This window comes from Phaeovulum sp., assembly GCF_030684035.1.
In the GTDB taxonomy this organism is placed as follows: domain Bacteria; phylum Pseudomonadota; class Alphaproteobacteria; order Rhodobacterales; family Rhodobacteraceae; genus UBA6213.
Genome location: NZ_JAUXPI010000003.1, coordinates 87,261 through 112,656, shown reverse-complemented (window position 1 = coordinate 112,656; position 25,396 = coordinate 87,261). Strand labels below are relative to the sequence as shown.

20 protein-coding genes and 1 tRNA gene are annotated in these 25,396 nt (G+C 64.1%); 7 read left to right on the top strand and 14 right to left on the bottom strand.

The genetic code is table 11. The features are described from left to right. Window positions 1-82 precede the first annotated feature (82 nt). A complete protein-coding gene (locus Q8J98_RS01375) occupies window positions 83-949 on the top strand; it encodes a hypothetical protein (RefSeq protein WP_305292771.1) in 867 nt (288 codons plus the stop codon). A gap of 72 nt (window positions 950-1,021) precedes the next feature. On the opposite strand, the gene Q8J98_RS01370 is transcribed toward Q8J98_RS01375, so the two are convergent. Further along, window positions 1,022-4,606: a hydantoinase B/oxoprolinase family protein gene (locus Q8J98_RS01370; RefSeq protein WP_305292769.1), complete on the bottom strand. Its 3,585-nt coding sequence runs from the start codon at window positions 4,604-4,606 to the stop codon at window positions 1,022-1,024. Between the two features lie 184 nt (window positions 4,607-4,790). On the opposite strand from Q8J98_RS01370, the gene Q8J98_RS01365 reads away from it, so the two are divergent. Further along, window positions 4,791-4,925: a hypothetical protein gene (locus Q8J98_RS01365; RefSeq protein WP_305185621.1), complete on the top strand. Its 135-nt coding sequence runs from the start codon at window positions 4,791-4,793 to the stop codon at window positions 4,923-4,925. Between the two features lie 212 nt (window positions 4,926-5,137). Here Q8J98_RS01365 and Q8J98_RS01360 read toward each other — a convergent pair. From Q8J98_RS01360 to Q8J98_RS01350, 3 genes are all read right to left on the bottom strand, one after another. Then, window positions 5,138-5,211 (bottom strand) — tRNA-Gly (locus Q8J98_RS01360). Window positions 5,212-5,283: 72 nt separating this feature from the next. Further along, complete coding sequence (locus Q8J98_RS01355) at window positions 5,284-5,964, bottom strand: SOS response-associated peptidase (RefSeq protein WP_305292811.1); 681 nt, start codon at window positions 5,962-5,964, stop codon at window positions 5,284-5,286. 97 nt (window positions 5,965-6,061) lie between these two features. Next, complete coding sequence (locus tag Q8J98_RS01350; RefSeq protein ID WP_305292767.1) at window positions 6,062-7,573, bottom strand: bifunctional UDP-sugar hydrolase/5'-nucleotidase; 1,512 nt, start codon at window positions 7,571-7,573, stop codon at window positions 6,062-6,064. Between the two features lie 152 nt (window positions 7,574-7,725). Here Q8J98_RS01350 and Q8J98_RS01345 point away from each other — a divergent pair, with 152 nt between their 5' ends. Together Q8J98_RS01345 and Q8J98_RS01340 are read left to right on the top strand one after the other, a co-directional pair. Continuing rightward, on the top strand, window positions 7,726-8,064 hold the full coding sequence (locus Q8J98_RS01345) for a DUF952 domain-containing protein (RefSeq protein ID WP_305183624.1): 339 nt from the start codon (window positions 7,726-7,728) through the stop codon (window positions 8,062-8,064). Continuing rightward, window positions 8,061-9,119, top strand: coding sequence for a quinone-dependent dihydroorotate dehydrogenase (locus Q8J98_RS01340; protein WP_305292764.1), 1,059 nt, complete (start codon window positions 8,061-8,063; stop codon window positions 9,117-9,119). The genes Q8J98_RS01345 and Q8J98_RS01340 overlap by 4 nt, the downstream gene beginning before the upstream one ends. Window positions 9,120-9,180: 61 nt before the next feature. Here the strand turns inward: Q8J98_RS01340 and Q8J98_RS01335 are convergent, their stop codons facing one another. From Q8J98_RS01335 to acs, 8 genes are all read right to left on the bottom strand, one after another. Continuing rightward, a complete protein-coding gene (locus Q8J98_RS01335; RefSeq protein ID WP_305292762.1) occupies window positions 9,181-11,277 on the bottom strand; it encodes an exonuclease domain-containing protein in 2,097 nt (698 codons plus the stop codon). Continuing rightward, complete coding sequence (locus Q8J98_RS01330; protein ID WP_305183484.1) at window positions 11,274-11,669, bottom strand: response regulator transcription factor; 396 nt, start codon at window positions 11,667-11,669, stop codon at window positions 11,274-11,276. The genes Q8J98_RS01335 and Q8J98_RS01330 overlap by 4 nt, the downstream gene beginning before the upstream one ends. Window positions 11,670-11,672: 3 nt before the next feature. Further along, entirely contained in the window at window positions 11,673-12,194 is a 522-nt protein-coding gene (locus Q8J98_RS01325) for a hypothetical protein (RefSeq protein ID WP_305292760.1), read from the bottom strand. 16 nt (window positions 12,195-12,210) lie between these two features. Beyond that, complete coding sequence (locus tag Q8J98_RS01320) at window positions 12,211-14,034, bottom strand: putative nucleotidyltransferase substrate binding domain-containing protein (RefSeq protein WP_305292758.1); 1,824 nt, start codon at window positions 14,032-14,034, stop codon at window positions 12,211-12,213. A 98-nt stretch (window positions 14,035-14,132) separates the two neighbouring features. After that, entirely contained in the window at window positions 14,133-15,944 is a 1,812-nt protein-coding gene (locus tag Q8J98_RS01315; RefSeq protein WP_305292756.1) for a sodium:solute symporter family protein, read from the bottom strand. A gap of 15 nt (window positions 15,945-15,959) precedes the next feature. Next, window positions 15,960-16,217, bottom strand: coding sequence for a DUF4212 domain-containing protein (locus Q8J98_RS01310; RefSeq protein WP_305183488.1), 258 nt, complete (start codon window positions 16,215-16,217; stop codon window positions 15,960-15,962). Between the two features lie 61 nt (window positions 16,218-16,278). Then, window positions 16,279-16,965: an adenylate kinase gene (locus Q8J98_RS01305; protein WP_305292754.1), complete on the bottom strand. Its 687-nt coding sequence runs from the start codon at window positions 16,963-16,965 to the stop codon at window positions 16,279-16,281. A 4-nt stretch (window positions 16,966-16,969) separates the two neighbouring features. After that, window positions 16,970-18,904, bottom strand: a complete 1,935-nt coding sequence (gene acs, locus Q8J98_RS01300; RefSeq protein ID WP_305292809.1) for an acetate--CoA ligase — start codon at window positions 18,902-18,904, stop codon at window positions 16,970-16,972. A 441-nt stretch (window positions 18,905-19,345) separates the two neighbouring features. Between acs and Q8J98_RS01295 the strand changes: the two genes are divergently transcribed. Further along, a complete protein-coding gene (locus Q8J98_RS01295) occupies window positions 19,346-19,837 on the top strand; it encodes a pyridoxamine 5-phosphate oxidase (RefSeq protein ID WP_305292752.1) in 492 nt (163 codons plus the stop codon). A gap of 52 nt (window positions 19,838-19,889) precedes the next feature. Here Q8J98_RS01295 and Q8J98_RS01290 read toward each other — a convergent pair whose 3' ends face one another. Next, complete coding sequence (locus tag Q8J98_RS01290) at window positions 19,890-22,181, bottom strand: glycosyl hydrolase family 28-related protein (protein WP_305292750.1); 2,292 nt, start codon at window positions 22,179-22,181, stop codon at window positions 19,890-19,892. A gap of 212 nt (window positions 22,182-22,393) precedes the next feature. Between Q8J98_RS01290 and Q8J98_RS01285 the strand changes: the two genes are divergently transcribed. Continuing rightward, window positions 22,394-23,254: a CHAD domain-containing protein gene (locus Q8J98_RS01285; protein ID WP_305292748.1), complete on the top strand. Its 861-nt coding sequence runs from the start codon at window positions 22,394-22,396 to the stop codon at window positions 23,252-23,254. Window positions 23,255-23,263: 9 nt separating this feature from the next. On the opposite strand, the gene Q8J98_RS01280 is transcribed toward Q8J98_RS01285, so the two are convergent. Continuing rightward, window positions 23,264-24,841, bottom strand: coding sequence for a lysine--tRNA ligase (locus tag Q8J98_RS01280; protein WP_305292746.1), 1,578 nt, complete (start codon window positions 24,839-24,841; stop codon window positions 23,264-23,266). 101 nt (window positions 24,842-24,942) lie between these two features. Here Q8J98_RS01280 and Q8J98_RS01275 point away from each other — a divergent pair, with 101 nt between their 5' ends. Further along, window positions 24,943-25,365, top strand: coding sequence for a tellurite resistance TerB family protein (locus Q8J98_RS01275; RefSeq protein ID WP_305292744.1), 423 nt, complete (start codon window positions 24,943-24,945; stop codon window positions 25,363-25,365). Window positions 25,366-25,396: the final 31 nt, after the last annotated feature.

Here is a 25,396-nt window from a genome sequence, read left to right as displayed (position 1 = left end):
GGGCAAGCCTTGGCACCCGCGCCCGCTTGCATTCCCGCCACGCTTGCCCGATCTTGGGGCGCGCATTCAACGGCGGAATGATATGGACCACGCTTCGCTTGAGGCATTCTTGCAAACCGCCGGGCCGGTTCTGGCGCGCGGCCCGATCGGCGTGGTGCTGATCGAGGATCTGGTCGAGGTCGAAGGCACCATCCGCCATCAGCTTGCGGCAGGCTTTCGCGCGGTTCTGGCCTTCTCTCCTCCGGTCTGGCAGGTGCCCGCGGAACTGGCCGGACAGGTCCACCGCATCCCCTTCGACATGCGCGCGCCCGAGGCACTGACGCGGGCGATGAACCCGCTGATCGCCGCCTGCCCGGAAACCACCTGGCTGCATTACTGCTACAACGCCGAATACCTGTTCCACCCCTTCAGCGAAACGCGCAATGTGCGCGAATTGCTCGCCTTTCACACCGAAGAACGGCGCGATGCGATGCTGACCTTCGTTGTCGATCTCTACGCGCCCGACCTTGGCCGCAACCCTGACGCGGTCAACCTTGCCGAGGCAATGCTCGACCGCGCGGGCTATTTCGCGCTGGCGCGCAAGAACGCTGCTGGGCAGGTGCTGGACCGGCAATACGATTTCTTCGGCGGTCTGCGCTGGCGGTTCGAGGAGCATGTGCCAGAAAATCGCCGCAAGATCGACCGCGTCGGACTGTTTCGCGCGCAAAAGGGGCTCATGCTGCGCCCCAACCACAGCTTCAACATCGAGGAATACAACACCTTCGCCTGCCCCTGGCACCACAACCTGACCGCCGCGATCGTATCGTTCCGGGCCGCCAAGGCGCTCAAGACAAATGCCGGTTCAACCTTCGATATCCCAAGCTTTCGGTGGTACAACTCGGTGCCGTTTGCATGGAACGCGCAACAACTCATGGAACTCGGGCTGATGGAACCGGGGCAGTGGTTCTGACCGGGTCCTGACTGCCTTGGCCAAACTCCGGGGGGAGCGGCCGCAAGGCCAGCGGGGGCAGCGTCCCCACCCTTATTCCTGCGTGCCCCAGCCGCCACCACCGGGCGTGCGCATCTCGAACACCGCCCCCGCTGGCAGATCGCGCTCGTCGTTGCCCGCAAGCCTCTCGCGCCGCCCGTCTGGCCAGATCACGGTGTTTTCGCCAACTGCCCCGGCACCGCCGCCGGCCACGCCGAAGGGTGGCACGCGGCGCGACGAGGAAAGCACGGTAACCGTGACCGCTTGCAGAAACCGCAAGCACCGCACCGCACCATTCCCGCCCCGCCAGCGCCCCGCGCCGCCGGAACCGTGGCGGATGGAAAGGCTTTCAAGCCGCACCGGAAAGCGGCGCTCCAGCACTTCTGGATCGGTCATTCGGGTATTGGTCATGTGGCTTTGAACGGCGTCACACCCTGAAAACCCCGGCCCGGCCCCTGCACCGCCCGCGATTGTCTCATAGTTCTGAAACGCCGCATTGCCCCAGGTGAAGTTGTTCATCGTGCCCTGGCTGGCGGCGAGCACGCCAAGCGCGCCATAAAGCGCATTGGTCGCCGCCTGGCTCACTTCGGTATTGCCTGCGATGACGGCGGCAGGCGGGCGCGGGTTCAGCATTGAGCCCACGGGCAGGATGATGTCGATCGGTCGCAGGCAGCCTTCGTTCAGCGGAATGTCCTTGCCTACCAGCGTGCGGAAGACATAAAGCACCACCGCCCGCGCAATTGCGGCAGGGGCGTTGTAGTTGCCGCTGTCCTGCGGCGAGGTTCCGGTGAAATCGACCGTGGCGCGGCCTGCGGCGCGGTTTACCCGCAGCGCCACCTTGATGGTTGCGCCACTGTCGAGCGGGTAGGCAAAGCTGCCATCGGTCAATGTGCCGATCACGTTTTTCACCAGCGCCTCGGCGTTGTCCTGCACATGGCCCGCATAGGCCCCCAGCACCTCCGCCCCCCAGACCTCGGCGGCGCGGACCAGTTCGCGCCGGCCGGTCTCGTTTGCGGCAAGCTGCGCCTTGAGGTCGGCGAGGTTCTGGTCGGGGGCGCGGGCCGGGTAGCGGCCCGAGGCGAGCAGCCTGCGCACCGCGGCCTCGTGCATGACGCCGCCGGAGACCAGCCGGAAAGTGTCGATCAGCACCCCTTCCTCGGAAATCTCGCGACTGTCTGGCGGGCAAGACCCCGGGGTGCGCCCACCGATATCGGCGTGGTGCCCACGCGAGCCAAGCCAAAAAAGCACCCGCCCGCCAATGAAAACCGGGCTGACCACGGTGACATCGGGCAAATGCGTGCCCCCGGCATAGGGCGAGTTCAGCATGTAGGCGTCGCCCTCGGCCACCCGCTCGCCCACCACCCGCATCACCGTTCGGATCGAATCCGACATCGAGCCAAGATGCACCGGCACATGCGGCGCGTTGGCAACAAGGTTGCCGCCCGGATCGAAAATCGCACAGGAAAAATCGAGCCGTTCCTTGATGTTGACCGACCAGGCGGTATTGGCAAGCGTGGCCCCCATCTGCTCGGCAATGGACATGAAAAGGTTCGACATCACCTCCAGCCGCACCGGATCGGCCTCGGTGCCTGCGGCGCGGCTGTGGGATGCCGCTTTCTCGCGCTCCAGAATGAGGTTGCCGGTGCCATCGACACGGGCAGACCAACCGGGTTCGAGCACGGTCGTGCCGGTTTCCTCGAGCAAGACCGCTGGCCCGGCAATCCGTGCCCCGGCACCAAGCTGGGCGCGGTCATGGAATGGCGTCTCGACCCAGGCACCGGCGAAATAGACGGGGTGACGTGCAACCGGCCCTGCCGACCCCGGCGGCCGGGCCTTTTCGGCCAGCGCTGCGGCACCGCCTGCCGCCTCAACCGCAAGCATCTCGAAGCGGATGGCGCGGGCGGGGTCGGTGTAACCAAACCGCGCGTGGTGCGCCGCCTCGAAAGCAGCCTGCATGGCGGAGGGTTCTGCAAAATCCACTTCCAGCGCCTGATGCGACCCTTCGTAGCGCAAATGCGCCCGCGCGGCGGTGGCGATGTCAGCATCGGCCACGCCCTGCGCCAGCAGATCGGCCCGGGCTTCGGCCAGCAAAGCCTCGATGCGCGCCCGCATCGCGGGCGCTGCATCCAACCCCGCATCGGCCTGCTCCTCGCGCAGGCTGCGCAATTCGGCCAGCCCCATGCCATAGGCAGAAAGCACCCCCGCGAAAGGGTGCAACAGCACCCGCCGCATGCCCAGTGCATCGGCCACGGCACAGGCATGCTGGCCGCCCGCGCCGCCAAAACACTGCAACGTGTAGGCGGTCACATCATGCCCGCGCTGCACCGATATCTTCTTGATCGCATTGGCCATATTGGCAACGGCTATGGCAAGAAAGCCCTCGGCCACCGCCTCGGCCGCAGGTACATCCCCGGTGGTCGCGCCAATTTCGGCGGCAAGCCGCGCGAAGCCGTTGCGCACCGCCTGCGCATCAAGCGGCGCATCGCCACCGGGGCCGAAGAGCGCGGGGAAATGGCCGGGGTTGAGCCGCCCGAGCATGACGTTGGCATCGGTCACGGTCAGCGGCCCGCCGCGCCGGTAAGCGCTTGGGCCGGGGTTTGCGCCCGCGCTTTCCGGCCCGACCTGATAGCGCCCGTCGGCGAAACGCAGGATCGAGCCGCCACCGGCCGCGACGGTGTGAATATCCATCATCGGCGCGCGCATCCGCACCCCGGCAACCTCGGTCTCGAAACTGCGTTCATAGCTGCCGGCATAATGGCTGACATCGGTCGAGGTGCCGCCCATATCAAAGCCGATAAGCCTGCCGAACCCCGCCGCGAGCCCGGTTTTCACCATGCCGACAATGCCCCCCGCAGGGCCTGACAGGATTGCATCGCGGCCCTGAAAGCGCGCCGCATCGGTCAAACCGCCCGACGACTGCATGAAGAAAAGCCGCCCGGTGCCGCGCCCCAGATCAAGCGCCGCAGCAAGCTGAACGACATAGCGCCGCAGGATCGGCGAAAGATAGGCATCGGCCACTGCGGTATCGCCGCGCCCCACAAGCCGGATCAACCGCGAGCATTCGTGGCTCAGCGATACCTGGGTGAACCCCGCCGCCTGCGCCAGCGCCCCCACCCGGACCTCGTGCGCGGGGTTGAGGTAGCTGTGCATCAAGACCACCGCCACCGCGCGAATACCCGCCGAATGGGCATCGGCCAGCGCCGCAACCACCGCGCCCTCGTTCAGCGGCGCAATTTCTTCCCCCTCGGCATCGAGCCGCCCCGGCACCTCAGCGACGCGTTCGTAGATCAGATCGGGGCGGCGGATGTCGAGATCGAAAAGTCGTGGCCGGGTCTGGTTGCCGATCCGCAGCAAATCCACAAATCCCTGCGTCACCAGCAAAAGCACCCGTTCGCCCTTGCGCTCGAGAAGGGCGTTGGTGGCCACGGTCGTGCCCATCTTGACCGCGCCAATCGCGCCCGCTGGGATTGGTGCGCCTGCCGTCAGGCCAAGCGCCGCGCGGATGCCCTCGACCGCCGCATCCTGGTAAAGCTCGGGGTTCTCCGAAAGCAGCTTGAGCACCCGCAAATTGCCGTCAAGGGCGCGCGCCACGATATCGGTAAAGGTACCGCCACGGTCGATCCAGAATTCCCAAGCCATGTTGCCCCCGGCACATCCCGGCCCCTTGTCGGGCCCGCAGGGCGGCAATGTCAACCAAAGGCCTCCGCGCGGCACCACGGTCGCGCCATCATTCAAAGCTCTTGCGGAGCAGGGGCGAATGGGAGCCAAATAGCATCGGCACGGGGGCGAGTCTCGCCCGCCGTCGGCACAATGGGAGCATGTCATGGCCAAAAGCCAATTGCGCAGCAACAAGGAAGCGAAGAAACCGAAGAAGGACAAGAAGGTAGCCCCAGCCGCCACCGCGACCTTTGAAAAAGGCCTTTCGCCAAACGCCGCCAAGCCGCCGAAAAAGGGCTGACCGCCGAGATCGTGACACCATGTGACAGGGCGCGCCGCAGGGTCCGCGCGCCCGGTCTGTCTGCGCCGCGCATTTTGCCCTGCGCCAGTCCTGCCAACGTTTGCCCAATGGGGATGACGCGCGCCAGAACCCCGCTGCGCTTGCCATCGCAAAGGCAGGAAAGGTGCTGCAACGCGGCGCACCAGAGCAGCCATTTGGCCAAAGGGAGAAGATGGAGCGGGTGATGGGAATCGAACCCACGTATTCAGCTTGGAAGGCAGCTGCTCTACCATTGAGCTACACCCGCGCCCGCCCCCTATAAGCCGAGGCCCCGGCGGCGCGCAAGTGCTGCGGCATCATTGGCGCGAAACCCGGGCCTTCACGCCCCCGGCGTGCCGGTTGCCAGCGGGGCGCAAAGCTCTGCTCCCGTCGCGCGGTTCGAGTTCACCCCGACCCCCACCCGCCAGGCACGAAGCGCCGCCTCCGGGTGCCCCCGCATCAGGCGCGCGGCACCATGGCCGCTTTCGCCCAGCCAGAGCGGCCAATCGGCGGGGTCCACCAGCACCGGCTCGCGGTGATGAATGGGTGCCATGTCCGGCCCCGCCGCGCAGGTGACGATGGCGCAACCTGTCAACCGCTGGCCCGCACGCTCCCAGTCTTGCCAGATGCCCGCCATCGCCATCGGCCTGCCATCGGCGCGGGTCACGAACCACGGCAGCCGCGCCCCGTTCCCGCCCACGTTCCATTCGTAAAACCCATCGGCAGCGATCAGGCACCGCCGCGCCCTGACCGCCGCGCGAAACGCGGGCTTTTCGGCTATGGTTTCGGCCCTTGCATTGATCAGCAAAGGCCCATCGGTCGGAGTTTCATACCACGCGGGCACAAAGCCCCAGCGCAGCCCGCGCAGGTGCCGCACCCCTTCAAGCGAGGTCACGGCGGCCACCATCTGGGTCGGGCAGACGTTGTAGCGGGCACCCTGTGGCACATCATTGCCCGGCACCGCATCGAACATCCGCACCATCGCTTCGGGCGGCAGGGTGATGGCAAAGCGTCCGCACATGCGCCCAAGCATAACGCCCTCGGGGGGCGGCGCGAAGGGGGCGCGAATGCAAAGGCGCGCCCGGTCCGGGCGCGCCTCACGCTGCATTGGTCGGGCGTTACTTGCCGAGGATCTTGATCCGGCCTTCGACCGTGTTGGTCACCTTGCCGTTCTTTTCGACAAAGGCCATCACGTCATTGGCAACCAGATTTCCGCCGCCGATGTTGGTCAGCACCCGACCACCGCTAAGCGCGGTGTAGCCGTCGCCACCATCAAGCAGGAAGTCATTGGTCGCCAGTCGATAGACCTTGTTGAGATCGAGCGGCGCGCCGCCGACCATAACTTCGGACACGCGCGACCCTGCCGGGGCGGCCGGGTCCAGCGTGAAGGTAAGCCCCGAAACCTGCGGGAAGCGGCCAGCGCCGTTTTCCACCTGACTGACACCGTTTTCCAGCGCCGCCAGAATCTGCGACCCCGGAAGCTCCGTCGCAACCGTCAGGTTGCCAAACGGCAGTTCGGTCAGCATGTCGCGCCGGGTGAGCACGGTGCCTGCGTCATAGGTGCGGTCGGCGCGGATGCCGCCGCCGTTCATGATCGCGATATCGGCATTCACCGCCGCACGCATGGCATCGGCGATCAGGTTGCCCATCGCCGATTCCTCCTTGCGCACCACATTGCGCCGCGAATCAAGCGGCCCTTCGGTGCTGCCGATCGCCGCGCTGAGCGTGTCGTCAAGCATCTGCTTGAAGCCATCCGCCAGCGCCTGGCTTTCCGGGTCGGGCGTTACGGTTGCGCTGTCGATGAAACGGAACACCGGCATCCATTTGATCGTGCGCTTGCCGTCTTTCTCGGTCACATCCACCATCAGATCGAGCGGCGCAATGTGGCGCCCGTCAACCGAGGTTTCGACATAGGCGGTGAAGCCGTCATAGGCGGTGGCATAGGAATGGTCGTCGCCCGACAGGATCACGTCGAAAGCGTGGCTTGCGATCAGCGCACGGTCGTTTTCCATGTTGGTCTGCACCACGCCGATCACGATTTCGGCACCATCGGCGCGCGCCGCCTTGGCGGCGGCGATGCCGGTTTCCACCGTGGGCAAAAACACCAGATCACCCGAACTCGACACTTCGGGTGTGGTGTCCTGCGCGATCGGAATCAGCGCAACCTTGATCCCGCCCACCTCTTTCACCATCACCCCGCCAAGCCCGGGTATCGCCGAGCCATCGGCGTTGGTAATGTTGATCGCGGCCCAAGGATAGTTGGAACCGGCCATCTTCTCGAAGAAATTCTCGGGCCCGAAGTCAAACTCGTGGTTCCCCGGCACCGCGATGTCGAAGGGAACGAGATTGGTCAGGTCGATGGTATTCTGCCCGAGGTCAAAGCCCGAAAGCAACGACGGCGAAAGCATGTCGCCGTCAAAGGCGTAGATCATGTTCGGGTTGGCGGCGCGTTCGGCCTTTACCACGGCATTGAGGCGCGCAAAACCGCCGCGCGTGCCGTCGCCGTCGTAGCTGTAGATATCGCCGATGCCGAGAATGGTCAGCTTGACCGTCTCCGCTAGTGCTGGCGCAGCCACGAGGCAGGACGCCCCGAGCAACGCCGCAACCAGATTGCGTGAAAAAGCAGACATGCGAGAACTCCCCTTGGTGATGATCGCCACACTGTGCGACCTTCGCGGCAATCTGTCAAAGCTCCACTGCGGTGCTGGTAGTCGCTCAGTGCAACGGCATCATGACCGCGGCAGGCATTGACCGCGCACCCGCCTTGGCGCATGTGGGGCACATGCTGATCTACAAGATATTCCGCCGCCCCGAATGGGATGCGTTCCGCGCCGCGGGGCAAACCTTCGGTGCCCCGGTCGATCTCGCGGATGGCTTCATCCACTTTTCCACCGCCGCGCAGGTGACCGAAACCGCCGCCCGACATTTCGCCGGCGAAAGCGATCTGGTGCTTGTCTCGCTCGACGCCACCCGCCTTGGCGCGGCGCTGAAATGGGAACCGGCGCGCGGCGGGGCGCTGTTCCCGCATCTCTACCGGCCGCTGCTGATAGCCGAAGTAGTGCGCGACACCTCTCTGCCGCTCGGTGCCAGCGGCCACATTTTTCCAGAGGGCATGCCGTGAACCTGATCGAACGCGCCGGGCTTGCGGTGCTTTTGCGGCTCGACCCGGAACTCTCGCATGGCCTCTCGATCCGCGCGCTCGCCGCGGGCCTGGTGCCGCTGTCGGGGGTGGTCTCGACGCCGCGCCTGCAAACCCGGCTCGCGGGGCTGGCGCTGCCCAACCCGATCGGCCTTGCCGCAGGCTTCGACAAGAACGCGGTGGCGGTCGCACCGCTGATGCGCGCGGGCTTCGGCTTTCTCGAACTCGGGGCCGCCACGCCGCGCGCGCAGCCCGGCAACCCGAAGCCGAGGCTGTTCAGGCTGACCGCAGACCGCGCCGCGATCAACCGCTTTGGCTTCAACAACGAAGGCGCGGAGGTCATCGCCAAGCGCCTCTCGCGCCGCCCTCCGGGGATTCCGGTGGGGCTGAACCTTGGTGCCAACAAGGACAGCCCCGACCGTGCCGCCGACTTTGCCGAGGTGCTGCGCATCGCCGGACCGCATATCGACTTTGCCACCATCAACGTCTCGTCGCCCAACACCGAGCGATTGCGCGACCTGCAAGGCCCGGCGGCACTTGCCGCCCTGCTCGAAGCCGTGCTCGCGGCACGCACCGAGCTCGCCCGGCCGTTGCCGCTGTTTCTCAAGATTGCGCCCGACCTGGCAGAAGCTGCGCTGGAGGATATCGCCGAGGTGGCGCTTGCCTCCGGCATCGACGGGATCATCGCCACCAACACCACGATTGCGCGCGACGGCCTGAAATCTGCTGATCGGAACGAGAAAGGCGGCCTCTCGGGCGCGCCGCTGTTCGAAATCTCCACGCGCCTGCTTGCCCGCCTCGCGCAACTGACCGCTGGCCGGTTGGTGCTGATCGGGGTTGGCGGGGTTGGCTCCGCCGATCAGGCCTACCAGAAAATTCGCGCCGGGGCCTCGGCGGTGCAGCTTTACACGGCGCTGGTGTTTGGCGGCCTCTCGCTTGGCGCAGAGATTGCGCGCGGCCTTGATCTGCTGCTTGCGCGTGACGGGTTTGCCACTGTCGCCGATGCTGTCGGCAGCGGCATCGGCGACTGGACCTGACCCCCCGCCGCTTCTTCATCGTCCAAATACCCCGGGGGTCCGGGGGCAGCGCCCCCGGCCTTCAGCCGTTCAGATCTTTCAGCAGCCGCCCGTGCTTGCGCACCTCGCGCAGCACATCGCCAAAGGTCTCAAGCCCGCGCGCCTTGAGCGAGGGCAGAAGCTTCAGGAAGGCCTCGGCGGTCGCCACGGTATCGCCAATCGCCGTATGGCGCGCCTCCTCGGGAATGGTGATCCCGAGCCGATGCGTCAGCGCATCGAGGCTGTGGCTCTCGCCCTGCCCGAACACCACCGCCGACAAGAGCACCGTATCCAGCGTGGGATGGTCGAACACCGCGCCGATCCGGGCCTGCTTGCGGCGCAGGAATTCGACATCGAAGGGCGCGTTATGCGCCACCAGCACCGCGCCCTTGGCGAAAGCGTGGAAACGGCGCCCGACATCGGCAATGTCGGGCGCATCGGCTACCATTGCATCGGTGATGCCATGCACCTCGGTCGATGCCGATGGGATCGGGCGACCCGGGTTCACCAGCGCATCGAACACTTCCTTTTCCAGCCGCCGCCCGTTGACGATCCGCACCCCGGCAATCTGCACGATCTCGTCGCCCTGCGCGGGCAGAAGACCTGTCGTCTCGGTGTCGAACACGACATAGGTCAGATCATCAAGGCGCGCCGCCATCAGGCTTGCCGGGCGGTCCTTGAGCAGCAGGTCAAAGTCATAGACCACGGCGCGCAGCACCGGTGCCGGTCGCTTGTGGGCGCGGCGCACTTCGCGCAGCGGCAGGCAGATGCGCGCTTCGCCTGCGGCCAGCGGTTCGGGCCAGATTTCGGTAGCATGCGTTGCCAGCACCCGCCGCCCGGTCAGGTCGGGCATGCCGACCTCAAGCGGCGCATCAAGCCAGCGGTCAAGCTCGCTGACCGAAACCGCGGGCCCCTGCCAGGCAAGCGCGATCAGCGCCCCCGGCCCATCCTCGCCGATCTCCACGCGCAGGCCTTGCCGACCGGATGCCAGCCGCGCCGCCAGCGACGCCATCAGCGCCGCAAGCTCGAACCCGTCGCAACGCAGGATCAGCTCTTGCGCCGCGACATCGAGCACCACGCCCTCTGCCCCTGCCCGCGCCCGGATCGCCTCGGTCAGATCGGAGGCGCGGACCAGGCTGAGCGGCCGCCATTCTGCCCGCGCCGCATCGTGGCGCGCGGCCAGCTCGGTGACCGCCTGCGCCAGAGCCGTTACCTCGGCCAACATCGCGCCGCCAAGTTTCTCCGGCAGCGCACCGCCCGCTTCGGTCACCACCCCAATCACCGAAAGCAGGTTTGCCGCCGGGCGCCGCACCCTGTCGAACATCTCGTCGATCAGTGCCTCGCGCTCGGCTTGCGACGCCAGATCGCTGCTCACATCGCGCAGCGTCAGCACATAGCCGGGTCTTGGCCGGGTGCCGTCGCTGCCAACCGGCTCTGCCAGAAGCCGCATCCGCGCCGCCAGCACCTTGCCCGAGCCGGTGGTTGCGCAGAGCAGATCCGAAGCGGCATCGTGATCGTCGGTTTCGCGCAGCCGTGCCCAGGCTTGCTCGATCGGCGCGTGGTGCAGGTATTCAAAGAGGCCGCGGTCAAGCCCCGGTCCCTGCGATGTGTCGGCACGACCCAGCAGATCAACTGCTTGCCCGTTGTAGAACACCAACTGATGGTCAGCTGTGCACAGGAGAACCCCGACCGGCACATCGGACAAGAGCGTTTCCAGCCGCCCCTTTTCGGTCTCCAGCCGCGCCGTCTCGCGTTCCACCGCCCCGGAAAGCGCGTCGCGCGTCTCGGCCAGATACTGGGTTACCGCAAGCGCGGCAGGTGCCAGATCGCCGAGATACTTGCCAGAGGTGTGGTCAAGCTCTGCCGAAACCTCGGCATGGGTGCGGGCGCGAATGCCGCCCGCCAATCGCTCGATCGGTCGCGCCACATTCTTGTCGAACAGGAACCAGACCCAGGTGATCAGACCCAGGATGGTGAAGCCGGTGATGATGCCGCCCTGAATGAAGGCGTTGAATACCGCAGGGTCTTCAATGCGATGGTAGCCAGCATAGATGCCCGCAATGATCGCGCCCAGATTGCCTGCTGCCAGCGCCACGAAGAACAGGAAAACCCGGATCCGCAGGCTGAGCCGTTCGATCATGACCCCGGCTCCGCAGCAAGCAGGCGCTGCACTTCGGCGCGCAGTTCCTTCAACTCGAATGGCTTGGCAATGAAGCCGTCGGCACCCAGCGCCAGCCCCTTGCGCCGCTCCATCGCTGAACCGCGCGCCGTCATCATCAGTATCTTCACGCCAATGAGCGCGGGGTCGGCGCGCACAGTCTGGCAGATCTCGTACCCCGATACCTCGGGCAGCATCACGTCAAGCAGCACAAGGTCGGGCAGCGTCGCGCGGATGCGCGCCATTGCCTCGGCCCCATTGGCGATGCGGTCGTGGTCATAGCCTTCGCGGGTCAGCAGATAATCGAGCGCGATGGCAATATTGTCCTCGTCCTCGACCACCAGAACCCGGTGTTTTCTTCCACCGTCGGCCATTGCTCATCCTCCGTTGCAGGCGGCCTTCAGCATCTCGTCATCCAACCCCACCGCCACCCAGGTGGCACCGCGCAGGGTTCCGTCGGGCACCAGTTCGGCACCTTCCACCAGATCGGCACGCGCGCCGGCCTTGCAATCGAAGGCGACCGGTACCCGCACCGTTTGGCCCCAGCGTGTCACCAGCAGAACGTCGGTAGCTACCAGATCGGGCGAGGCGGCAGAGCGCAGCACCGCCGCCCTGTCGAGCGCAATGAACCGCGAGGTCACCGGGAAGGCGTAAGACCAGGGCCGCCACGGCGCGCCGCCCTGCACCTCGGCCAAAATCACCACGCTGGCGGGAAGATCGGCGCGCACACGGTCGAACCAGGAATATTCGTTCCAGACCGAATAGGCGATCATCGAGCCGCCGATGGCGGCGGGCATCAGCCATTTCGGCAGCCGTCGCTTGCTCAGGTGGTTGGCCGCAAAGACAATGCAGAAGGCCAGAATGCCCACCGCCGCCATCGTGATCCAGTCGATTGCCATTGGCCGATTGTCCTTGTTAGCCCGGTGCGCCTTTGCCGTGTGCAAGCGCCGATTGCATTGTGCGCACCACCACGAACGCATCGCGAAGGTGGCTGCGCTCGAAATCCGAAAGGTCGGTCGGTGAAAGGAAATTGTCGGGCTTGCGCCCCGAGCGCACCAGAAGCGCCTGGTTTTCCAGCCGCATCGAGGCGATCAGGTCGTAGGCCTCGATCAGGTCGCGCGCGCCCGAGGTGGAGATGATCCCCGCCGCTTCCGCACCTTGCAGTCGGGCGCGGGTATTGGCTGCGGTGAGACGGCCTTGCAGCGCATAGACGCGCGCGAGGTCAGCCACCGGCACCACTCCGTTGTGCTTCATGTCGATGTGGTTGCGGTGTTCGCCCGAGCGGATCGTGGCGAAGCCACGAATGAGGCCCAGAGGCGGCGTGTGCTTGAGCGAGTTTGCGATCATATGCGCCACAAAGATCGAGTTCTTGGCGGCCATATCCAACGTTTCTTGCTGCAATTCCTGATAGAGGCTGACCGTTCCGCCGATCGGGCGCAGATCGAACATCACCGAGGCGAGCATCTGCGCCTCGTTCGATGGCACGGCGATCCAGCGCTGGAAATAGTCGCGCCAGAGCTTTTGGCGCACGCGCCAGCGGTCGGCGGTGGCCATCATGTCACCGGGGCAATAGACGTAGCCGCATTCATTCAGCCCGTCGCTGACGATCTTCGCCATCTTGGCAAAATAGACCATGTCATCCGGCGTGGCATTATTGTGGATGATCATGCAGTTGTCCTGATCGGAGATGCCGGTCTGTTCCTGCCGCCCCTGGCTGCCGCAGGCGAGCCAGAGATAGGGCACCGGTGCCGCGCCAAGCTCCGCCTCGGCCAGTGCCAGCAGGCGGCGGGTCACGGTATCGGCAATGTCGGTAATCAGCCGCGTCACCACCTCATGCGCGTGGTTGCCGCCCACAAGTTGCACCAGAAGCCTTGGAATGCGCGCGGTGACCGCGGCCATCTCTGCAACCTTTGTCGCCCCTGCCAGATCTCGTACCAGCACCGCCGAGCTGACCGCCTGAAACCGGGTGAGATCGGTCTGGGTGATCATGCCGACAAAGCGGCCATCTTCAACAATCGGCAAATGCCCGATCTTGCGTTCCAGCATGATGTGCAAAATGTCTGTCCCGAGCGCCGTAGGGGGCAGCGAGATCGGCTTGGCGGTCATCACCTTGGCAACCGGTGTGGTGGCGCTGCGACCTTCGGCCAGCACCTTGTTTGCCAGATCGCGCACCGTAAGAATGCCCACGAGCTTTTCGCCATCGGTGACGCCGAGGCTCGAGATTTGGGCATCGCGCATCATCCTTGCGGCTTCGGCAACAGGCGTGTCGGGCGCGCAGGACAGCGGTTTGCGGGCAATCAGGTCGGCCACCTTCAGCGTCGAAATGTCGCTGGTGTGATGGTCCTGACCGCGACCGCGATTGAAAAACCGCTCGAACGAGGGAAAGCGCGCGATCAGCTCGCGAAACTCGATCGCGGGCAGCATCAGAATTGTGCTGTCCTCGCGGGTGTGGGCGGTGGTGGCGGCCAGGCCATCACGCATCAGCCCGCGCTCGCCAAAGGTGTTGCGCGCAGCCAGCAATGAAACCAGCCCGCCATTGCGGTCAAGCACCTCGACCCCGCCGCGCTTGATCAGGAATATCCCGGCCAATGGCTCGCCGATCTGGTAAACCAGCGTATCGGCCGCAAACTCATTGCGCACGAAGCAACCGGCGACCCGCGCCAGTTCGTCCTTGGGCAAGGTATCGTAGGGGTGCACGGTTTCGAGAAACGCGATGGTCGCCTTGAGATCGTCGTTCATCGTTACCCCCCTTCCGGTTGGCAGGCGCGCCGGTTCTCGGCGCGCCGCCGGTCTTGCAGTCCGGGCGCTGGGGCAAGCCCTGCGCCCGGAAATCGCGTTTAGTGAGCGGTCGCCGCGCCTGCGCCTTTCGGCACGCGGATCGACTCGATCAACTCCTGCACTTCCTGCGGCGGCTCTTCGGTAGCGAGCGACACGATATAGGCCGCCGCGAAGTTTACCAGCGCGCCGACGGTACCGATCGAGAGCGGCGAGATGCCGAACACCCAGTTATCGACGTTGTCAGGCAGTTGGTTGGTGCCGGGGAAGAAGAACCAGCCCTTGTAGATGAAGATGTAGACGAGCGTGAAGATCAGGCCCGAAAGCATCCCCGCGACCGCGCCCTTGTTGTTGATGCGCTTCGAGAAGATGCCCATCATCAGTGCCGGGAAGATCGAGGCGGCGGCAATACCGAAGGCAAGCGCCACGGTCTGCGCCGCAAAGCCCGGCGGGTTGAGGCCAAGGTAGGTTGCCACAATAATCGCCGCACCCATGGCGATCCGCGCGGCCAGCAGTTCACCCTTTTCCGAGATGCTCGGGTTGATCGCACCCTTGATCACGTCATGGCTGATGGCCGAAGCAATTGCCAGAAGCAGGCCCGCAGCGGTCGAGAGCGCGGCGGCAAGACCACCGGCGGCGACCAGCGCGATAACCCAACCGGGCAGACGCGCGATTTCGGGATTGGCCAGCACGATGATGTCGTTGTTCACCGTGGTCAGTTCGTTCCCGGTCCAGCCTTTGGCTTCCGCCGCAGCTTTCACCGTCGGGTTCTTGTCGTTGTAGTACTGGATCTGGCCGTCACCATTCTTGTCTTCGAACTTCAACAGACCGGTTTTGACCCAGTTGTTGATCCAGTTCAGCTCTGGCTTCGAGGCGATGTCGGCAACCGAGACGGCGGGGCCGTCGAAGGCATTGCCGGTAATGGCGTTGGGCCAGAAGGTGGTGGTCAGGTTCAGCCGGGCCATCGCGCCAACGGCGGGGGCGACGGTGTAGAGAAGCGCGATGAACACCAGCGCCCAACCGGCCGAAGCGCGCGCATCAGCGACCTTCGGAACGGTGAAGAAGCGCACGATCACATGAGGAAGGCCGGCGGTGCCGATCATCAGCGACATGGTGAACAGCACCATGTTGAGCGTGTTCTTGGTGTGGCCGGTGTACTGGGTAAAGCCGAGTTCGGTAACCAGACTGTCAAGCTTGGCCAGCAGCGCCACACCCGAGGCGGAGTGGGTGCCAAAGAGGCCGGCTTGCGGCAGGAAGTTGCCGGTCAGGTTGAGCGAGATGAAGATCGCCGGAATGGTATAGGCGACGATCAGCACGCAGTACTGGGCAACCTGCGTATAGGTGATGCCCTTCATGCCGCCAAGCACGGCATAGGCGAACACGATCGTCGCGCCGATATAGAGACCGGTTGACGATTTCACTTCGAGGAAGCGCGCGAAGGCAACGCCGACGCCGGTCATCTGGCCGATAACGTAGGTGACCGAGGCGATGATCAGGCAGGCCACCGCCACCATCCGCGCCGACTTCGAATAGAAGCGGTCGCCGATGAATTCCGGCACGGTGAACTTGCCGAACTTGCGCAGGTAGGGCGCAAGCAGCAGCGCCAGCAGCACATAGCCGCCGGTCCAGCCCATCAGATAGGCCGACTGCTCATAGCCACCGGCACCCGCCATGGCGATGATACCGGCCATCGAAATGAACGATGCCGCCGACATCCAGTCAGCGCCGGTCGCCATGCCGTTCAGCACCGGGTGCACACCGCGACCCGCCGCATAGAACTCTGACGTCGAGGCCGCGCGGGCCCAGATCGCGATGCCGATGTAAAGCGCGAAGGTCGCGCCAATCACCAGCAAGTTGAGGGTAAATTGATCCATTGTCCCTGCTCTCCCTTATTCTTCGACGCCGAATTCCTTGTCGAGCCGGTTCATGCGCCAGGCATAAACGAAGATCAGGACAAGAAAGACCAAGATCGAGCCTTGCTGGGCAAACCAGAAGCCCAGATCGGTGCCGCCCACCGCGATGCCCATGAGCATCGGGCGCAGAATGATGCCAAAGCCGAAGGAAACGACGAACCAGATGATCAGAAAGAGCTGAATCATCCGGATGTTCGCTTTCCAGTAGGCGTTGGACGAAGATTTGTCCGCCATATGCGTAACTCCCTGTTGTTACCTCCGGCGGCACCCCCCTGCAGGGAACCGCCCTTCCCCGTCAAGGTGCTGAAACGCGCGCCACGATCTGGTCCAGGCCGGACGCGATTTCGTCGATGGAGCCCATCGCGTCGATCGTTTCCAGAACCCCTGCCTTCGCGTAATGCGCAATCAGCGGTGCCGTCTGGTCGTGGTAGGCCTTCAGCCGTTCCCTCGCCGTTTCGGCATTGTCGTCGGCCCGGCGCTTGAACTCCGTGCCGCCGCATTTGTCACAAACCCCCGCCGTGGCGGGCCGTTTGAATTCGTCATGGTAGCCTTCCCCACAACCCGCGCAGGTGGTGCGGCCCGAAACCCGCGCCACCATCGCCTCGTCGTCAACCTCAAGGCTGATTGCGGCGGTTACCTTTTGCCCTGACGCGGCCAGAAGACCGTCGAGCGCCGTAGCCTGCCCGTCGGTGCGCGGGAAGCCATCAAGTATGACCCCCGCCTTCACGTCAGGGGCGGCCATCCGCTCTTTCAGAATCGCCAGAACGATGTCGTCGCTGACCAGTTGCCCGGCCTCCATGACCGCCTTGGCGGCTTTCCCCGCAGGTGTGCCCGCAGCAACCGCGGCGCGCAAAAGATCGCCCGTGGAAAGCTGAATCAGCCCGTAACGCTCTTCAAGCATGCGCGCCTGTGTGCCCTTGCCCGCGCCGGGTGGCCCGAGCAGGATCAACACGGCGGGGGTGGTTTTTGCCCTGCCCTGCATCCGCTCAGGCCCGGTTCATGCGGTTTTCGATCAGCTCTTGCACCACCGAAGGGTCCGCGAGTGTCGAGATATCGCCCAGCGCGCCGTAATCGTTTTCGGCGATCTTGCGCAGGATGCGGCGCATGATCTTGCCAGAGCGGGTTTTCGGCAGGCCTGGTGCCCACTGGATAAGGTCGGGGCTGGCGATCGGGCCGATCTCGGTGCGCACCCACTTTACCAGTTCCTTGCGCAGATCGTCCGAAGGCGTCTCGCCGTTCATCAGCGTGACATAGGCATAGATGCCCTGCCCCTTGATCTCGTGCGGGTAGCCGACCACTGCGGCTTCGGCCACCTTGGCATGCGCAACCAGCGCCGATTCCACTTCCGCCGTGCCCATCCGGTGGCCCGAAACGTTGATCACATCGTCAACGCGGCCGGTGATCCAGTAGTAGCCATCGGCATCGCGGCGGCACCCGTCGCCGGTGAAGTAATAGCCGCGATACTGCGCGAAATACGCCTCCTGGAACCGCTCGTGGTCGCCCCAGAGCGTGCGCATCTGCCCCGGCCAGCTATCCGAGATGCAAAGCACCCCGTCACATTCGGTTTCGCCCTGCCGCACGCCGGTGTTGGCATCAAGCACCACCGGCTTCACCCCGAAGAACGGCGTGGTTGCCGAACCCGGTTTGGTCGGCGTGGCACCCGGCAAGGGGGTGATCATGTGGCCACCGGTTTCGGTCTGCCACCAGGTATCGACGATCGGGCAGCGGCCCTTGCCCACATGCTTGTCATACCAGACCCAGGCTTCCGGGTTGATCGGCTCGCCGACCGTGCCCAGCACCCGCAGGCTGGAGAGATCGTATTTCTCGACCCATTCCGGCCCTTGCCCCATCAGCGAGCGGATCGCGGTCGGCGCTGTGTAGAACTGCGTCACCTTGTGCTTTTCGCAAACCTGCCAGAAACGGCCCGCATCGGGGAAGCCCGGCACCCCTTCGAACATCACCGTGGTGCCGCCATTCGCCAGCGGGCCATAGATGATGTAGCTGTGTCCGGTCACCCAACCCACGTCGGCGGTGCACCAGAACACGTCGCCATCCTGATAGTCGAAAGTGTATTGATGGGTCATCGCCGCATAGACGAGATAGCCGCCTGCGGTATGCACAACCCCCTTCGGCTTGCCGGTTGAACCGGAGGTGTAGAGAATGAACAGCGGGTCTTCGGCACCCATCGGGCGGGGCGGGCAATCGGGGCTTGCGTGCGCCATCAGAAGCTTCACATCCACGTCGCGGCCCTGAATCCAGGTGGTTTGATCGCCGGTGTGCTTGACCACCAGACAGCGCACCTTGTCGGAGCAGTGCAAAAGCGCGGCATCGGTATTGGCCTTGAGCGGCGTGCGGCGGCCACCACGCGGCGCTGTATCTGCGGTGATGACAAGCTTCGCGCCGCAGTCGTTGATCCGGTTGGCAAGCGCGTCGGGCGAAAAGCCGGCGAATACCACCGAATGGATCGCGCCAATGCGGGCGCAGGCCAGCATCGCATAGGCGGCTTCAGGGATCATCGGCAGGTAGATCACCACCCTGTCGCCACGCATCACGCCCTGGCTGAGCAGAACGTTCGCCATGCGGTTCACGCGCTCTGAAAGCTGGCTGTAGCTGATGTGCTCGGCAGGGGTATTGGGATCGTCGGGTTCAAAAATGATCGCGGTCTGATCGCCGCGGGTCGCCAGATGCCGGTCGATGCAGTTGGCCGAAACGTTCAGGACACCGTCTTCGAACCACTTGATGCTGACATGGCCAAAGGTGAAATCGGTGTTCTTGACCTTGGTGTAGGGGGTGATCCAGTCGATCCGTTTGCCCTCGCGGCCCCAGAACTTGTCAGGATCAGCGACCGATTCGTTGTACATGGCACGATACTTTGCGAGATCGGCATGCGCGTTTTCAAACCCTGCTGGAACCGGGTGCATCGACGGTATTGAACCTGAAGTTTTGTCCTGAGCGGTCATTGCCCTATCCTCCCTATCCCCGAGATCACGCAGCGCGGTGACCTCGCACCCCCGAAAACATCGGGCTCTCCATCCCAAGGGGATTGTAAACCAATTGTGGCATTTGATGTAACCCCCTTTGTGAGTTGAATTATTTTGTAAATAAATTCACAGACTAGTCGGTAACTTTGTAAAAACAGCGATTTGCAGCACTTTTTTGGCATGTTATTTCAAGACATTGCCTGTTCACGCGACGGTGATGTTACCTGGCGTTCCGGGCGCGGGGGCATTGACGCGCGCCAGAGCGAATCAACCTGGGGCATCCTTGTGCCATGCGCCGCGGTAACGATTCGCACGCCTCGGTGCCTTGAAAGTTGCCCATATACGCCCTAGAGCAGGGCGGGTCCAAGCTGCGGAGACCCAATGCGGGAACCGATTTCGCCAATCCGCCCCACCGATGCAGCCGCCCGCGCGCTGGCATGCGCACTGATTTCGGGCGCTAGCTTTGGCGCACTCGGGGTGCTGCACCCTGGCACCGGCACCCCACATGTTGCGCGCATTGCACTTGCACCCGCAGCGGGCGGTGGATTGCTCGCGCTGATATCGGGGCTGGCGCTGCACAGCCGGGCGCTCACCCTGGCACCGCAGGCGGGGCTTCTGGTGGGCGAGCCCGGGCCAAAGGGCGACCCGCTTACCCATCCGCGCCTGAGCCTGAGCGTTACCGCCGCCTTTATCGCCCCCGCCGCCGCCAGCGAGCGCGGCTTGCGTGCGCTCTGGCTGGCGCGGCACCCGAAAGCGCTGGTCTATGCCGATCTGCCGGATTTCCGATTTGTGCATCTGCTGCCCACCGCCGCGCTGTTGAACGGCGGGTTTGGCAAGGCGTTCGAGCTTACCGCCGCAGACCTCGCGCAATGAAAAGGGCGGCACCCGCAGGCACCGCCCCTTTCCCGAACGCCTGCCTTCGGCGTCAGGCCAGCACGTCCATCCGCAGTTTCACCTGCGCCCGGCCCTTGGCGGCCTGCGACCAGTTGAGCGTGATCGACTTCTTGCCTGTTCCCTGCTCGGTCAGTACATAAGGCAACTCGCTAACCCGCGCGTTCGAGGCATTGGTGATCATGCCCTGGGTCACCACGCTTTCCACGTTGCGCGCCCAGCCACCGAAGGGAAGCGCAGCGCCGGGGCTGAGCGTCCAGGTGGTCTGTGCGGTAGCTTGGGTAAAGTCCATCGTCAGCGGGTTCGACACATACTGCAGCACGCCGTTGAAGATGTTGCCTTCCATCACGATGTTGCGCATCCGGCTGAAGTTGAGGTCGGCAAAGGTTGTATCGACCTGCTCGATACGGTCCACATCGCCACCGATCGCGCGGAACACGTTGCCCGAAACGTTCAGCCCATGGACAAAGTGCCCGGTGCCGTAGGGTTTCACCGAAATCCAGCGGAACCATGGTGCGACGTCAATCGAAACGAAAGTGTTGCCGCTGATCGTCAGCCCGCCGAACGAAAACTGGTCGGCATAATCCGGGCTGACCTCATATTCGTTGGTCCATTCGATCACCGAATTGTCGATGTAGTTGCCTGTCACCGAAGTCTGCACGTTGGGCCGGGTCAGCACCAGCCCGCCAAAGCGCACGCCGTTTGCCTCGTTGTCACCCTGGAACCAGTGGTTGCCGACGATCAGGTGACCGGTACCATAGGCGACCATGAAATGCGCAAACCGCACAAAGCGGCTGTCGCGCACCTTCACGTCATTGGCGTTGACGTTGAGCGCAATCGTGGTGCGATCCTGCGCGCGCAGGTCCATTTCGTTTGAAAGGAACTGGCAGCGGTCGATCATCATGCCCTGACAGGCGCGGCCGATCGAGGTGATGCCGCGGTCGCGCGGGCGGATCACCGAGCAATCGCGCAAATGAAAGGTCTCGCCCGCAGGGGCGAGCATGACAAGGCTCGCCACGCCGTTGCACAGAAACTCGATCTCGCTGATGTTGAAGCGGTCGAGTTTGTCCATGCCTGAAAAATCGAGCATGTATTTGTAGCGGGTGAAGGTCAGCGTGCGGGTGCCCGAGCCGCCATAGAAGGGCTGCGAAAGCGTAATCGTGCCCGCGCCGATATTTCGGGCGCGCACATAAACCTCGCGCCCGATCCCGGTTCCGGTAATCCGCGATCCCACCGCGATATTGGCAATGTTGGCCACTGCCGTCAGCGTCGTCGGCTGCGTCACGTCGTAGGTGGCCAGCGATGTCACCACATCAGGCGTCCAGGCAGGCCCGTCGATCGCGTTCAACTGGCCGTTCATCACCACCCGGCGGCTGGAAAAGGACACAAGCCCCGGTGCCACGTCACTGATCAGGATCGGCTCGGTCACCTCGACCCGGCGGCCCTTGAGATCGAGAATGTTGTGGTCGTTGAAATAGAAAAGCGCCTGCAACGCCTTCTTGAAGCCCAGATGCTCGTCGCCAAACGCTTCGGCATAGGTCGGGAAGTCGTAGTTTTTCAACAGGAGCAACCGCACCGCAGCGTCCATCGTCACCGTTCCGACAAAGCGCACTGTCGTGTTGATCGAAAGATTCGAGCCGATGCGGTAGACCCCGGCTGGAACCAGCATCTCGCGCCCTGCCGCTGCCGCGTCGGCCGCAACAAAGGCCGCGCGGTCGTCGGCGATGCCATCCCCCTTCGCGCCGAAATCGCGCACATCGACCCAGTCCATGAGATCGCGCAGGAAGGCCGAGGTAACATCTTCAATCGCGATGTCGTCGATGCGGACCACACCGTTGTTCGCCCCCGTCAGGTCAAGCCCGAAGTGGCCGTAAAGGGGCGTCGTGCCCCAGGCCATATCGACCCCGCCGCGCGACCCGGTGCCAATGATCGCCTGCACCGTGGCGACTTTGCCATAGGCAGACAGGGCAACCGCGCTGCCGACCTCGGTCAACCCGGTCGTGTGCACGTCGCCCGGCCCCATGGCGTAAGCTGCGATACGCACCGAGGGAAGGTTGCCGCTCATCGCCTTGACGTGTGCGGTGACGCGCAGGTAGCAGCCGGGCAGAATGGGTGTCTGCCCCATGTAGCGCAATTTCTGCGTCGATGCGGTTTTTACCAGCTCAAGGCAATTGCCAAAGTCCTGATCGGCCGTCACCAGCGCCGCGTTTGCTGCGCCTTGATAGGTGGCCGAGCCTGCGGTGCCATTTTCGCTCGACCAGACGCCAAGCCCCAGATCGAATGCGGGCGGCATCAGCAGCAGCCCGTCGGTAATAGCCTTGTTCATAGAGCATCCCCTTAGGTGTTCCGGTCCGCCCCAGCGGCGCAGGGTCCGCATCTGGGGCGCGGGCGCGCAGGGCGCGCTCCTTCGGTTGGCTCCTGACCGGAATGCTCAAGCTGGGAACAAGCCGGGTGCCTCATGCCCCGGCGCGACGAGAGCTAGCAGCGGTGGTTAAACAAAGATTGACCCCGGCGCGCGCTTCCGTGGCACACTGCGGCATGGCCTACGGTTTCGATCTTGCCGACAAAACCGCCGGCGATGCCGTCCGCCGCATCGCCGCAGCACTTTTGGCCGAGGCAATCAGCCTGGCACGGGGCGCGCCGGGGCCGGGCCAGTTGCATGCAATACGCAAGAACATCAAGATGCTACGCGGCCTTCTGGGTCTTGTACGCTCCAATTTTCCGGCGTTCCGGCTTGAAGACCGCGCGCTGCGCGACTCGGCCCGCCAGATCGCCCATCACCGCGAGGTTGAGGTGATGGGCGCGACGCTTGCGCTTATCGCCCAAACGGGCGACGAGCGCGCGGCATCACGGCTTGCCGAAGCGCTATCCCCCGCCGAAGCCGCGCCCACTGCCCTGCGCGCCGATCTGGACACGCTCGCGCAAGCGCTGGCAACAATTGCCGGGCGCTGCGGCCAATGGCAATTCGGCGGCAGTGATTTCGGCGCGCTTGAAGACGGTTTGCGCAGAACCTGGTCGCGCTGCCGCAGCGAGTTGCGGCACCTGCGCAAAGGCCATGATGACGCGGCACTTCATCGCTGGCGCGGGCATATCAAGGCCCACTGGTATCACGCCCGGCTGCTGCAGCCCATTTGGCCCGAGATGATGGCACCGCACATCGCAGCAGCCGATGCACTTGGCGAATTGCTTGGCAACCACCACGATCTGTCGGAGCTACATGCACGATTGGTGCAGAGCCAGAAGACCATGCCCGAGGCGCGGGCACTGGCCCGGCGTTGCGCCAAACGACAAGCGCAGGCCGAGCGCGAAATTTTCCGGCTCGCCGAGCGGCTTCTGGCAGAGCCTGCCAAATCGCTCGCGGCGCGCTGGCGGTCCTGGTGGCGGCTTTGGCGCGGCTGAAGGCGGGCCTCAGACCAGCCCGCCATCCAGTGCTTTTTCGATCAGCGCGATGGTTTCCTTCACCCCGTAAAGCGCGATGAAGCCGCCGAAACGCGGGCCTTGGGATGCGCCGAGCAGCACCTCGTAAAGCGCCGTGAACCAGTCGCGCAGCGGCTCGAACCCGTGCTCGGTGCCGACGGCAAAGACCATCGTCTGCAATGCCTCGGCATCGAGCCCGCTGTGCCAGTCGCCGAGCCGCACCACCAGATCAGCCAATGCCGCGCGTTCCTTTTCTGACGGAAGGCGGAAGGCGCGGGTCGGTGCCACGAAATCGTGGAAATAGCGCACCGCAAACTCGGCAGCGCGGTCAAGATCGGGGTTTGCCTCGGGGCTGGCCTCGGGCGCATAGCGCCGGATAAAACCCCAAAGCGCCGCCTTGTCGACCGCCCCCGAAACGCTGGCAAGGTTCAGCAGCATTGCAAACGGAACGACCATCCGGCTCTCGGGCACCTTGCCACCGTGGATGTGCCAAACCGGGTTGTTGAGCTGCGCCACCGCATCCTGCGTGGGATAGGCGCGCAGTTGCTGATGGTATTCGTCCACCGCTTTCGGGATCACGTCGAAATACATCCGCTTGGCGGTTTTCGGCTTGAGATACATGAAGTAGCTGAGGCTCTCGGTCGCCGCATAGGTCAGCCATTCGTCGATCGACAGCCCGTTGCCCTTTGACTTGGATATCTTCTCGCCGTTCTGATCGAGGAACAACTCGTAGGTCATGTGCTCGGGTGCGCGTCCGCCGAGCACTTCGCAAATGCCATCGTAGATCGGCGTATTGGTGGAATGGTCTTTGCCATACATTTCGAAATCGACACCCAGCGCCGCCCAGCGCGCGCCAAAATCGGGCTTCCATTGCAGCTTCACCCGGCCCCCGGTCACCGAAACGGTTACCTCGTCGCCGTCCTCATCGACGTAGCTGATGGTGCCGCCCTTGGCATCGACATTGGTCAGCGGTACATAAAGCACCTTGCCGGTTTTCGGGCTGATCGGCAGAAAGCAGCTGTAGGTCTGCTGCCGCTCCTCGCGCAACGACGCCAGCATGATCTCCATGATGGCGTCATAGCGTTCAGCCGCACGCAGCAGGATCTCGTCCAGCTTTCCGGACCTGTAATATTCGGTCGCGCTGGCGAATTCATACTCGAACCCGAAAGTATCAAGGAACCGGCGCAGCATCGCATTGTTGTGGTCGCCAAAGCTCGCGTAGTGCCCGAACGGGTCAGGCACGGCGGTCAAGGGCTTTTGCATATGCTCTTTCAACATCTCGCGGTTCGGCACGTTTTCGGGAACCTTGCGCATTCCGTCCATGTCATCGGAAAAGCAGAGCAGCTTGGTCGGGATATCCGAAATGATCTCGAAAGCACGGCGCACCATGGTGGTACGGGCCACCTCGCCAAAGGTGCCGATATGGGGCAGGCCGCTCGGCCCGTAGCCGGTCTCGAACAGCACATAACCCTTCTGCGGCGGCGCTTTTTCATAGCGTTTGAGCACGCGGCGCGCTTCCTCGAAAGGCCAGGCTTTGGAGTTCATCGCAGCGTCGCGCAAGCTTGTCATGGCACACCTCATAGCAGCCCAATTCGTGCCGCGAGCTTTCCCTATTGAACGGGGCGGCAATCGTCAATAATTTGCGGGGTGTAACGCAAAGGAACACCGCCGTGCCTCAGGTTCTCGCTTCGCTTTCCGCCCAAGACGCCCTGGTGGCGGTAATGGTGGCGGTCTCGGTCTCGGATGAACGCATCCGCACCGCCGAACTGGTAGCGATCGAGCGGATCGTGAACCACATGCCGGTATTTGCCGCCTATGACATCGACCGCATTCCGCGCGTTGCAAAAACCGTCTATGCGCTTTTTGAAGAGGAAGACGGGCTTGATGCCCTGTTCGGTCTGGTGCGCGACGCCCTGTCCGAAAGGCTTCACGAATCCGCCTATGCGCTCGCCTGCGACGTGGCCGCTGCTGACGGAACCATCCGCGACGGCGAATTGCGGCTGCTCGAAGAAATCCGGCACGAATTGAACATCGACCGCTTGCATGCTGCCGCCATTGAATGGGGCGCGCGGGTGCGGCACCTGTCGCTCTGACCCGGCGTCACCCCGGGGTGACCCTGTTTTC

Coding starts and splice junctions, on each gene's coding strand:
- Q8J98_RS01375 (WP_305292771.1), top strand. CDS start 83: ATGGACCACGCTTCGCTTGAGGCATTCTTGCAAACCGCCGGGCCGGTT.
- Q8J98_RS01370 (WP_305292769.1), bottom strand. CDS start 4,606: ATGGCTTGGGAATTCTGGATCGACCGTGGCGGTACCTTTACCGATATC.
- Q8J98_RS01365 (WP_305185621.1), top strand. CDS start 4,791: ATGGCCAAAAGCCAATTGCGCAGCAACAAGGAAGCGAAGAAACCGAAG.
- Q8J98_RS01355 (WP_305292811.1), bottom strand. CDS start 5,964: ATGTGCGGACGCTTTGCCATCACCCTGCCGCCCGAAGCGATGGTGCGG.
- Q8J98_RS01350 (WP_305292767.1), bottom strand. CDS start 7,573: ATGTCTGCTTTTTCACGCAATCTGGTTGCGGCGTTGCTCGGGGCGTCC.
- Q8J98_RS01345 (WP_305183624.1), top strand. CDS start 7,726: ATGCTGATCTACAAGATATTCCGCCGCCCCGAATGGGATGCGTTCCGC.
- Q8J98_RS01335 (WP_305292762.1), bottom strand. CDS start 11,277: ATGATCGAACGGCTCAGCCTGCGGATCCGGGTTTTCCTGTTCTTCGTG.
- Q8J98_RS01330 (WP_305183484.1), bottom strand. CDS start 11,669: ATGGCCGACGGTGGAAGAAAACACCGGGTTCTGGTGGTCGAGGACGAG.
- Q8J98_RS01325 (WP_305292760.1), bottom strand. CDS start 12,194: ATGGCAATCGACTGGATCACGATGGCGGCGGTGGGCATTCTGGCCTTC.
- Q8J98_RS01320 (WP_305292758.1), bottom strand. CDS start 14,034: ATGAACGACGATCTCAAGGCGACCATCGCGTTTCTCGAAACCGTGCAC.
- Q8J98_RS01315 (WP_305292756.1), bottom strand. CDS start 15,944: ATGGATCAATTTACCCTCAACTTGCTGGTGATTGGCGCGACCTTCGCG.
- Q8J98_RS01310 (WP_305183488.1), bottom strand. CDS start 16,217: ATGGCGGACAAATCTTCGTCCAACGCCTACTGGAAAGCGAACATCCGG.
- Q8J98_RS01305 (WP_305292754.1), bottom strand. CDS start 16,965: ATGCAGGGCAGGGCAAAAACCACCCCCGCCGTGTTGATCCTGCTCGGG.
- acs (WP_305292809.1), bottom strand. CDS start 18,904: ATGCACCCGGTTCCAGCAGGGTTTGAAAACGCGCATGCCGATCTCGCA.
- Q8J98_RS01295 (WP_305292752.1), top strand. CDS start 19,346: ATGCGGGAACCGATTTCGCCAATCCGCCCCACCGATGCAGCCGCCCGC.
- Q8J98_RS01290 (WP_305292750.1), bottom strand. CDS start 22,181: ATGAACAAGGCTATTACCGACGGGCTGCTGCTGATGCCGCCCGCATTC.
- Q8J98_RS01285 (WP_305292748.1), top strand. CDS start 22,394: ATGGCCTACGGTTTCGATCTTGCCGACAAAACCGCCGGCGATGCCGTC.
- Q8J98_RS01280 (WP_305292746.1), bottom strand. CDS start 24,841: ATGACAAGCTTGCGCGACGCTGCGATGAACTCCAAAGCCTGGCCTTTC.